Source organism: Neptuniibacter sp. QD29_5, from assembly GCF_047778125.1.
In the GTDB taxonomy this organism is placed as follows: domain Bacteria; phylum Pseudomonadota; class Gammaproteobacteria; order Pseudomonadales; family Balneatricaceae; genus Neptuniibacter.
In genome coordinates this window covers 1-9,620 of record NZ_CP180557.1, presented here as the reverse complement: position 1 = coordinate 9,620, position 9,620 = coordinate 1, and the positions used below count along the sequence as shown (strand labels likewise).

Annotated in this window: 11 protein-coding genes and 1 pseudogene; 4 read left to right on the top strand and 8 right to left on the bottom strand. The window is 44.1% G+C overall.

Features of this window, described 5'->3' with window-relative positions:
- Positions 1-16 precede the first annotated feature (16 nt).
- The 6 genes from ACMXYR_RS16775 to cmk all read right to left on the bottom strand — a co-directional run bounded on the left by ACMXYR_RS16775 (position 17) and on the right by cmk (position 4,270).
- Positions 17-619, bottom strand: coding sequence for a tetratricopeptide repeat protein (locus tag ACMXYR_RS16775; RefSeq protein ID WP_415903670.1), 603 nt, complete (start codon positions 617-619; stop codon positions 17-19).
- Positions 620-741: 122 nt separating this feature from the next.
- On the bottom strand, positions 742-1,206 hold the full coding sequence (locus ACMXYR_RS16770) for a hypothetical protein (RefSeq protein ID WP_415903669.1): 465 nt from the start codon (positions 1,204-1,206) through the stop codon (positions 742-744).
- Positions 1,196-1,501 carry a lipopolysaccharide assembly protein LapA domain-containing protein gene (locus ACMXYR_RS16765; protein ID WP_415883574.1) on the bottom strand — a complete coding sequence of 102 codons (306 nt, stop codon included), beginning with the start codon at positions 1,499-1,501 and terminating at the stop codon, positions 1,196-1,198. The genes ACMXYR_RS16770 and ACMXYR_RS16765 overlap by 11 nt, the downstream gene beginning before the upstream one ends.
- 19 nt (positions 1,502-1,520) lie before the next feature.
- On the bottom strand, positions 1,521-1,811 hold the full coding sequence (gene ihfB, locus ACMXYR_RS16760; protein WP_415883573.1) for an integration host factor subunit beta: 291 nt from the start codon (positions 1,809-1,811) through the stop codon (positions 1,521-1,523).
- Positions 1,812-1,851: 40 nt separating this feature from the next.
- Complete coding sequence (gene rpsA, locus ACMXYR_RS16755) at positions 1,852-3,540, bottom strand: 30S ribosomal protein S1 (RefSeq protein ID WP_415903668.1); 1,689 nt, start codon at positions 3,538-3,540, stop codon at positions 1,852-1,854.
- A gap of 31 nt (positions 3,541-3,571) precedes the next feature.
- A complete protein-coding gene (gene cmk, locus ACMXYR_RS16750) occupies positions 3,572-4,270 on the bottom strand; it encodes a (d)CMP kinase (protein WP_415903667.1) in 699 nt (232 codons plus the stop codon).
- 23 nt (positions 4,271-4,293) lie between these two features.
- Here cmk and dld point away from each other — a divergent pair.
- The 4 genes and pseudogenes from dld (at position 4,294) to ACMXYR_RS16730 (ending at position 8,480) form a co-directional block, all read left to right on the top strand.
- Positions 4,294-5,996 (top strand): annotated as a pseudogene (dld, locus tag ACMXYR_RS16745) (D-lactate dehydrogenase).
- Positions 5,997-6,124: 128 nt separating this feature from the next.
- Positions 6,125-6,613 carry a universal stress protein gene (locus tag ACMXYR_RS16740; protein ID WP_415883580.1) on the top strand — a complete coding sequence of 163 codons (489 nt, stop codon included), beginning with the start codon at positions 6,125-6,127 and terminating at the stop codon, positions 6,611-6,613.
- A 43-nt stretch (positions 6,614-6,656) separates the two neighbouring features.
- Positions 6,657-7,547 carry an AEC family transporter gene (locus ACMXYR_RS16735; RefSeq protein ID WP_415903671.1) on the top strand — a complete coding sequence of 297 codons (891 nt, stop codon included), beginning with the start codon at positions 6,657-6,659 and terminating at the stop codon, positions 7,545-7,547.
- 36 nt (positions 7,548-7,583) lie between these two features.
- Positions 7,584-8,480 carry an ROK family protein gene (locus tag ACMXYR_RS16730; protein WP_415897563.1) on the top strand — a complete coding sequence of 299 codons (897 nt, stop codon included), beginning with the start codon at positions 7,584-7,586 and terminating at the stop codon, positions 8,478-8,480.
- A 46-nt stretch (positions 8,481-8,526) separates the two neighbouring features.
- Here the strand turns inward: ACMXYR_RS16730 and ACMXYR_RS16725 are convergent, their stop codons facing one another.
- Together ACMXYR_RS16725 and pyrF are read right to left on the bottom strand one after the other, a co-directional pair.
- Positions 8,527-8,832: a ComEA family DNA-binding protein gene (locus tag ACMXYR_RS16725; protein WP_415883577.1), complete on the bottom strand. Its 306-nt coding sequence runs from the start codon at positions 8,830-8,832 to the stop codon at positions 8,527-8,529.
- Positions 8,833-8,906: 74 nt separating this feature from the next.
- Positions 8,907-9,620, bottom strand: coding sequence for an orotidine-5'-phosphate decarboxylase (gene pyrF / locus ACMXYR_RS16720; protein WP_415883576.1), 714 nt, complete (start codon positions 9,618-9,620; stop codon positions 8,907-8,909).

Below are 9,620 nucleotides of genomic sequence, written 5' to 3'. Positions count from 1 at the left end.
ATAAGTTCTCTAAAATTTATTCGCCTTCCAAACCTTGAATAGGCTTAGTCGTGCCCCAGCTTTTACATGATGGGCACTGCCAGGAGAGCGTTCTGCCTGAAAATCCACAACTATTACAACGGTATACGGGTTTTGAGAGCTCTAACTGTCCTGTCAGACCACGTAATACCTTTAAGCTATCCTTCGCACTATCTGAGCCATATTCTATATGAAGATCGATCAGACTATTAAATCCTTTTACTGATGGACGACGCTTTAATTCTTCAGTAATAAAACTGCCAGCTGCATAAACACCTCTTTCCTGTTTAACATGCTCAGCAAGAGCAATCAGCACTGTCGTTGAGGGAGAATGCGCTAAGCAGCTACGTAAGTATTCTAGGTGATCTTTATGATCTCCTGTTCTCTCATAACATTCCCTCAGCAGAGGAATCGTTTCGGATACAAATAAACGGTCTTGTTTTGATACTTTTTTAAGATGTTTTATCGCCTGCTTCCACTGTTCAGACTTCATTGCGATCTGAGCTTTTAACAAGCTTACACGAACATTTTTCGAATCAAATTGCTCTGCATCTTTGAGATACTCAGCCGACGCTTTGATAAGCTTTTGCTGTAATGCCATGTCAGCTAATTCACAGCAGTAATGCGCTAACTCGTTATTTAAATCACGTCTTTCATCCGTTGGGAGTTTATTCGCTGTAACTAAAGCTTCTTCCCACTCACCTTCTTTCTCATAGAGCTTAATTAACAGATTGAGCGCTTTACTGTGGATGCGTTTAGGGAAGGAGATTTAATAATTTCCTGTAAGAGATTTTCAGCTCGGTCCAACAAGCCCACAGAATAATAGTCATTCGCTAGCGCCATCTGAATCCGCATAAAATCATCCCGATCCAAATTGGGGCGCGCTAGAAGGTTTTGATGGATCTGTATCGCTCGATCTACATCACCTTTACGGCGAAAGAGCTTTGCTAAAGACAGGTGGGCTGGAATGGTATCTGAATTGATCTCTAAAGCACGGATAAAGCTTTCAATCGCCTCATCCATTTTCTCATTCAAAAGATAATCTAAACCGGTAAAGTATTCGTGGCTTAGATTCGTTTGGGGAGGCGTAGGTTTTGACTGCTTATCACGCCTGCCTAGCAACCAGCCAATGCCGATCGCCAGAACAAACGGAATTAAAAGAAAAGCGTTGTCGAGATTAAACGGCATCTTTCAGGCTGGATACTCGCAACTGATCTAGCTCTTTTTGTGTACTAGCAATTTTACGGCGCGCAGAGCCCAAACGAGTTTTTAACATCACGATAATCATTGTACTTAGCGCTCCACCGATAAGAGCACCCGCAACAAATGTCGCTACTAGCCAAGTACCTAAACTAAATTCTGGTAGCTGCAGAAAAACAAGATTAATCGCAACCTGATCTGTGTTGTTAATCACTAACATTAAACCAATAAATAGTGCCAAAAACGCTAAAACAACGAAGATCAATTTTTTAACTAAACGCACCGGATTAAACCTCAATTACCTAATTTTGAATTGAATCATTTACCTGTTCACGCAACTCTTTACCTGGTTTGAAGTGCGGAACATATTTAGCATCAAGCGCTACAGACTCACCCGTTTTTGGGTTACGGCCTGTTCTAGGCGCTCGATAATGTAGTGAAAAACTACCAAATCCTCTGATTTCTATACGATCACCTTGAGACAAAGATTCTGTCATGTGATCTAGCATCGTCTTCACGGACAGCTCGATATCCTTCACCGACAATTGCTCATGTCGATCTACTAGTACTTCAATCAGTTCAGATTTCGTCATACCTCTACTCCTTTGCTCGTGGACCGTACATTCTGCCTAGTTACTCAGAGTCACTTTTATTCATCTGAGCCTTAATTAAATCACCGATAGTCGTTGGGCCTGATAGCGTCGTTTCAGACTGTTGACTGATTTTATCCAGAACTTGTTTCTCTTGCTCTGCCTCCATCTGCTTGATGGAGAGCGAAATAACTCTGTTTCTACGATCAATCTGGCTGATCATAGCCTCAACTTCATCTCCAACGCTAAAATGATCTGCTAGATTATCTATGCGCTCTCGAGACACATCGGAGATTCTTAGTACCGCTTCAACACCTTCTGCCACGGTTACACTTACCGCCTTGTCAGCAATGTCAGAAACTGTACCTTTTATAACTTTTCCTTTGCCATGACTCGCAGTAAAACTACTAAATGGATCTTCATCTAGTTGCTTAACACCCAAAGCGATTCTCTCTCGTTCTGAATCAACCGAAAGCACCACCGCTTCTAAGTCATCGCCTTTTTTCAGTGTTTTAACAACATCCTCACCGTTGTCATCCCACGACAAATCGGATAGATGCACAAGGCCATCGATACCACCTTCTAGGCCAATGAAAACACCAAAATCGGTTATTGAACGGATTTTACCACTTAAGCGATCACCTTTTTGGAATTTAGTCGCAAATTCTTGCCAAGGGTTAGCTTTGCATTGCTTCATACCTAAAGAGATACGACGACGCTCTTTATCGATGTCTAATAACATCACATCGACTTCGTCTCCCACTTGAACAACTTTAGATGGGTGAACATTTTTATTAGTCCAATCCATTTCAGAAACATGGATCAAACCTTCAATACCTTTTTCGATCTCTGCGAAACAACCGTAATCAGTAAGATTCGTCACTTTGGCTTTCGCTTTGGTGCCGATGTCGTAATTAGCAATCAGCTGTGTCCACGGATCTTCTGTTAACTGCTTAACCCCGAGCGAAACACGGTTGCGTTCTTTATCAAAACGCAGCACCTGCACATCTATGCTTTCACCAACCGTTAATACTTCACTTGGATGCTTAACACGTTTCCAAGCGATATCAGTGATATGTAGCAGGCCATCAACACCGCCAAGATCAATAAATGCGCCATAGTCGGTAATGTTTTTTACAACGCCTTTAACAACAAGGCCTTCTTTCAGTTCTGAAAGCAGTTTTTCACGCTCAACACTGTAAGCCGCCTCAAGAACAGCACGACGTGAAACAACAATGTTATTGCGCTTGGCATCGAGCTTAACCAATTTAAACTCGAGTTCTTGGTTTTCTAAGTGGCTGGTATCTCGAAGAGGACGGACATCGACTAAAGAGCCCGGAAGGAATGCCTGGATATTTCCAAGCATAATCGTTAGGCCACCTCGGACTTTACCCGAGATGTGCCCTGTTACAATTTCATCAGATTCGTAAGCTTTCTCAAGCTCTGCCCAAGCTTCTGCTCGTTTCGCTTTATCACGAGAAAGCTGGGTAGAACCGAAGCCGTCTTCGACAGCTTCTAATGCGACTCTGACTTCAGAACCAACATCAATTGTCAGCTCACCAGAGTCATCAATAAACTGCGACCGCGGGATAACACCTTCTGATTTGAGACCTGCATTGACGATGACAAAGTCATCCTCAATCGCAATTACTGTACCCGTTACGATAGCGCCTGGCGCCATCTCCAACTCTTGAAGGCTCTCTTCAAATAGTTCAGCAAAGCTCTCGCTCATATCTGTATCCCGCTTTGTCGTTATGACACTATCAGCGAAGCCCTTTATGCCTCGCTGCATCCATTACAGCGGCTAGGACCTCTTCGATTGACATCTTAGTCGTATCAAGAATTACTGCATCCGCCGCGGGCTTAAGAGGAGCAACAGGACGATTCATATCACGGTCGTCTCGTGCCTGAATATCCTCCAATATAGCTTGAAGACTAGCACCCAGTCCCTTGTTTATCAACTGGTTATAACGTCGTACAGCGCGCTCCTCAGCACTGGCATCTAGATAGATTTTGAGTGGTGCTTCAGGAAAAACAACGGTTCCCATATCACGACCATCTGCAATCAACCCTGGCATTTCAGCAAATGCACGCTGACGCTCTAAAAGAGCATCACGAACCGCTGGAATAGCTGCGACAATCGAAGCATCCTTTCCTACAGTTTCAGTACGAATGGCGTCGGTAACTTCTTCGCCTTCCAGAACGATCTGAACGGTATCGTCATCACGAGGAATAAACTGCACATTTAAGTGCGCAGCTAAAACGACCAGCGCTTCTTCATCATCGAGGTTTACACCATGATGATTGGCTGCAAGACCCAGTAGGCGGTATAACGCACCACTATCTAACAGCTCCCAACTTAACTCTTTCGCCAATAACTGGCATATAGTTCCTTTACCCGATCCACTGGGACCATCAACGGTAATTACGGGGACTTGTCCGTAATTAGGCCTTAAGGCCATTTAGAGCTAGTAGAGTACTTCATATGTCCAGCCACGATCTTCTCGATCAGTTAAGGTCTATCCTTGGCGAGAACAATGTTCTCACTGGGGAAAACCAGACCGAACACTATCGCACAGGTTTCCGCTCCGGCGAGGGTTCTGCCCTTGCAGTAGTATTTCCAACCACACTGTTAGAACAGTGGAAGGTTCTAGATACCTGCATTAAAGCCGATACGATTGTGATTATGCAGGCCGCTAACACAGGTCTGACAGAAGGCTCCACTCCAAGTGGTGACGACTATGATCGTGAGATTATCGTCATCAACACCACGCGCATGAACAAAATCTACCTGATTGATGAAGGCAAGCAGATCATCAGCTTCCCTGGGGCGACACTATTCACCCTTGAGAAGATGCTAAAGCCTATTAATCGTGCACCCCATTCTGTCATTGGCTCTTCCTGTATCGGCGCTTCAATTGTTGGCGGTATTGCAAACAACTCCGGCGGTGCCTTGGTTCAACGTGGGCCAGCTTATACTGAGCTCTCTCTGTTTGCTCAGCTTAACGATAATGGCGAATTGGAATTGGTGAATCACCTTGGTATTGACCTAGGCGAAACACCCGAAGAGATCCTTACAAATCTAGAACAGAAAAACTTTACCGACGCTGATGTTAAAGCCAGCACTCAAAAAGCATCGGCAAACGATTACCCTGAAATTGTTCGCGATGTAGATGCAGATTCACCTGCACGCTACAACGCTGATACTAGCCGCTTATATGAATCCAGCGGTTGCGCAGGCAAAGTGGGTGTATTCGCTGTGCGCTTAGATACCTTCCCTGTCGCACAAAAAGAACAGGTTTATTACATTGGTACCAATGATGCCAATGAACTGACAGAGATTCGTCGCCATATTCTGCAACACTTCGACAACCTACCTGAAGTGGCTGAATACATGCATAAAGATATCTACGACATTGCTGAAAAATACGGCAAAGATACTTTTATGATGATTAACTACTTTGGCACCGACCCGCTTCCAAAGCTTTTCGCTATGAAAGGTCGTATCTCTGCTGCACTGAATAAGATCAGCTTCTTGCCGAAGGATATTCCAGATCGCGTTATGCAGGTTATGAGCCGATGCTGGCCAAATATTCTGCCAAAACGTATGCGCGATTTCCGCGAGAAGTATGATCACTACCTCGTGCTAAAAATGAGCGACGGTGGTATCCCTGAAGCAGATAAGTTTCTAAAAGAGTTCTTCAGTAACAGTCAGTCTGGCGATTATTTCGAATGCGATGCAGATGAAGCCAAAAAGCTTATCTACACCGTTTTGCCGCTGCAGGTGCCGCTATTCGTTATCAGATCATCCACCAGAATGAGGTCGAAGATATTCTGGCACTCGACATTGCACTTCGTCGAAATGATCCGGATTGGGTAGAAAAACTACCGGAAGAGATCAGCAAGCATATTGTTCACTCACTCTACTACGGTCATTTCATGTGTCACGTTTTCCATCAGGATTACATTCTGAAGAAAGGCGCTGATGGTAAAGCGGTGAAGAAGATGATGTTAGAGCTTCTTGCACAGAAAGGTGCGAAATACCCTGCTGAGCATAACGTAGGCCACCTATATGAAGCTGAAGAAGGGCTACAGAACTTCTACTTCTCGTTAGACCCGACAAACACGTTTAACCCAGGGATTGGTAAAACACCAAAGTCGCGCTGTGGCTGCGGTACGCCGCATTAAATATAACTAAAAATTTATATATTGAGCTAGGTCTATAGATTGTCGAGTAAATCTGAGCACCGACTTACGAAGTGCTAAACTGACCAAATTCAATACTTTAGTCTAAGACTGTTTTTGAGGAAATGATCATGGCACTTCCAGATATCAAAACTATTCTTTACGCAACATCTTTGGGCAAACACACTCGACCTGTATTCCGCCAAGCGGTTAACCAGGCAGTGCTAAATGATGCCAAGATCGTAATGCTGCACGTTGTAGAGCCGATGGGTGAGATGGGACATGCACTGATCCAAAACTATGTATCTGAAGATCTTATCAAGCAGATGCATGACGAAGGTATCAAAGAGATTCACAACACCATGCAGGAACGTGTTGAAAAATTCTGTGAAGACGAACTGCAAAGTTTAGAAAAGCCTGTAGTGCTTAACATTGAGCACAAGGTTGCTGAAGGCAATCAAACCGATTCTATTCTTGGTGCTGCGCAAGCTGAAAATGCTGATATGATCGTTATGGGCGCGGAAAACCGATTTGGTCACCATAGCCATACAAGCCAGCAAGTGATGCGTAATTCCAAGATTCCTGTACTGATTGTTCAAACAGGAAAAGAGTACGATTAAACGCTCCAAAGTAGGCCACAACTGACATATAAGGTAGTTATTGATGGAAGTACAAGGTCTACTGATTGAACGGATATTCCTTACCGTGTTCCCACTTGTGGCGATTGTCACAGTGGGATTTTTTTATGCCCGCCGCTACCAGCCGGACATGAATGCAGCCAATCAGATCAATATTGATGTTTTTGTTCCTGCGCTGATCTTTGCTGTTTTATCTGCTGAATCATTTGATCTAATTAAGTACCAATCTCTCGCCATTGGCGCCGCTATTATCGTGATTGGCTCAGGTATTCTGCTCTACCCTGCCTGTAAACTGTTAAAGGTACATCCTAAAACGTTCCTACCTCCAATGATGTTCAGCAACAGTGGTAATTTGGGTATACCGCTGATTGTCTTAGCGTTTGGAGAAAGCGCGCTGCAAGCCGCTGTAGTCTTATTTCTAGTGGAAAATTTGCTCCACTTTACCGTCGGTATCTACATACTGGATCATAAGACTCGTTTGCTTAATCTACTTCGCATGCCGATGATTTTAGCAACCATTTTAGGCCTTATCTGGAGCGGCTTCGATCTACCGATCCCTAAAGCAGTCCATACCTTTATCGATATGCTGGGCCAGATAGCCATTCCATTAATGCTCTTTGCACTGGGCGTAAGAATGACTAGCGTAGACTTTTCTAATTGGAGAATAGGTAGCCTCAGCGCGGTACTCTGCCCTGTCAGCGGTATTATCATCGCTCTGATCTGCCAGCAGTTCTTACAACTGGATGCGACACAGTTTGCCTATCTAGTTGTCTTTGGTGCGCTACCACCAGCCGTTTTAAATTACATGATTGCCGAACGTTACAATCAAGAGCCCCATCAAGTCGCTTCGATTGTTTTGCTAGGCAATATGGGCAGTCTCATTTTTATTCCAATCACTCTCGCTTTTGTTATATAAAATCACTTAAATATTCTCAAATAGCATGAGAGAAAAATGGACTACTGTATCGGTATAGATCTTGGCGGCACCAAGATCGAGATTATTGCGCTGACTCCATCTTCAGATGTTCTATTTAGATATCGCGTTCCTACGCCACAAGGGAATTACCAAGCTACCCTAGATGCAATTTTCTCGCTTATAGAAAGAGCTGAAAGCAACATAAAGCATCCAGCTCGCTCCATTGGTATTGGAATTCCCGGTGCCGTTTCGCGAGAAACAGGTTTAATTAAAAACGCTAACTCTACCTGCTTAATCGGCCACCCATTAGATAAAGACTTGAGCGAGCGACTACAAAAGCCTATTCAAATCGCCAACGATGCTGATTGTTTTACACTGTCTGAAGCTATCGATGGTAGCGGCAAAGACTACAACTCTGTCTTTGGAGTAATCTTAGGTACCGGCGTTGGCGGAGGCATTACAATAAATAAGCAACTGCTTAGCGGTCCAAATTCTATTTGCGGCGAATGGGGACATAACCCCCTACCTAGACTGGATGCGTCCGATGGAAATGGGCGAGATTGTTATTGCGGCAAACAAGACTGTATAGAGACGTTCTTATCTGGCCCAGGGTTCACAAATCACTATAACGATTCGACTTTTTCACATTTAGATACGGAATCAATCTGGGAACTCGCTAAAGCTGGAGACAAGTCAGCAGTAGATTATTGCAACTTATACATCGAGCAGCTGGCTAAAGCCCTCTCATCGGTTATAAACATACTGGATCCTGACGTTATTGTGTTAGGCGGCGGGCTTTCAAACCAGAACGATATCTATCAGAAACTTCCAGAGAGGTTAGCCCAATATGTATTCTCTGATTCGATGAATACGCCGATTTTGAAAGCGCAATTTGGCGACTCCAGCGGAGTCCGTGGAGCCGCCTGGTTGTAACACCCAAATCGCTCTGAGCCTTACAACCTACTACTAGTGCTTAACGCTACTTCTTACTCGCCACTTCTTTCTTTTTATCCACAACCTCTTGAATAGAGATATTTGAGCGATTTTTCTCAACTGTGGCAGCACCAATGCCTTTCACTTCAGTTAATTGATCTACCGATGTGAAAGGACCATTGTTAGTACGATACTCAACAATAGCTTCTGCCTTAGCTACCCCAATACCATTAAGGTTTTGTGCTAACTGTTCGGCTGTAGCGGTATTAAGATCGATAGGAGCTGCAAAAGCAGACAAAGAGAATACACAAGCGAACGCCATGATCAGCGCTCTTAAAGAAGAAAGTTTCATAGTAAATTCCTTTTACTTTATTTTAGGTCTGACCTCATCCATTTAGGCCAGACCTTCTTTATAACTTGCTAAAGCTACGAAAGCAACGGTGCTAATTCAGCATCGATTTTAGCTAGTGCGTCTACAGGCGAATCTGCTTTAGTAATTGGGCGACCAATCACTAGGTAATCACTGCCTGCTTTTAATGCATCAGACGGTGTCATAATACGCTTCTGATCGCCAACATCCGCATCCGCAGGTCGAATGCCCGGTGTTACTAGTTTGAATTCTTCGCCGATCACTTGGCGTAATGGCGTTACTTCCTGCGCAGAACAAACTACACCATGCAGACCACTTTCTTCAGTTAACTTAGCCAAACGCTTCACATGCTCTAACGGCTCAATATCTAACCCTAAATCGCGCAGGTCACTGCGCTCCATACTGGTTAGTACAGTCACACCGATTAACAACGTCTCAGAACCATTAACTTGCTCAAGCTCGTTGCGAGCAGCTTCCATCATACGGCGGCCACCCGAAGCATGAACATTGACCATCCATACGCCTAGTTCGGCAGCTGCGCGAACGGCTTTAGCCGTAGTATTCGGGATATCATGAAATTTCAGATCTAGAAAAACATCAAAACCTAAGCTCTGAAGTGTTTCTACAATAGCCGGACCACTTCGTGTGAATAACTCTTTACCAACTTTTACACGGCATCGAGTCGGGTCCAACTGCTTAGCCATTGCCAAAGCCTGATTTTGATCAGGGTAATCTAGTGCAACAATGACTCTTTTTTTATCCAATAACAT

What these genes read in the sequence shown, in the direction of transcription:
- ACMXYR_RS16775 (WP_415903670.1), bottom strand. Translation starts at nt 619, where the DNA reads ATGGCATTACAGCAAAAGCTTATCAAAGCGTCGGCTGAGTATCTCAAA.
- ACMXYR_RS16770 (WP_415903669.1), bottom strand. Translation starts at nt 1,206, where the DNA reads ATGCCGTTTAATCTCGACAACGCTTTTCTTTTAATTCCGTTTGTTCTG.
- ihfB (WP_415883573.1), bottom strand. Translation starts at nt 1,811, where the DNA reads ATGACGAAATCTGAACTGATTGAAGTACTAGTAGATCGACATGAGCAA.
- rpsA (WP_415903668.1), bottom strand. Translation starts at nt 3,540, where the DNA reads ATGAGCGAGAGCTTTGCTGAACTATTTGAAGAGAGCCTTCAAGAGTTG.
- cmk (WP_415903667.1), bottom strand. Translation starts at nt 4,270, where the DNA reads ATGGCCTTAAGGCCTAATTACGGACAAGTCCCCGTAATTACCGTTGAT.
- ACMXYR_RS16740 (WP_415883580.1), top strand. Translation starts at nt 6,125, where the DNA reads ATGGCACTTCCAGATATCAAAACTATTCTTTACGCAACATCTTTGGGC.
- ACMXYR_RS16735 (WP_415903671.1), top strand. Translation starts at nt 6,657, where the DNA reads ATGGAAGTACAAGGTCTACTGATTGAACGGATATTCCTTACCGTGTTC.
- ACMXYR_RS16730 (WP_415897563.1), top strand. Translation starts at nt 7,584, where the DNA reads ATGGACTACTGTATCGGTATAGATCTTGGCGGCACCAAGATCGAGATT.
- ACMXYR_RS16725 (WP_415883577.1), bottom strand. Translation starts at nt 8,832, where the DNA reads ATGAAACTTTCTTCTTTAAGAGCGCTGATCATGGCGTTCGCTTGTGTA.
- pyrF (WP_415883576.1), bottom strand. Translation starts at nt 9,620, where the DNA reads ATGTTATTGGATAAAAAAAGAGTCATTGTTGCACTAGATTACCCTGAT.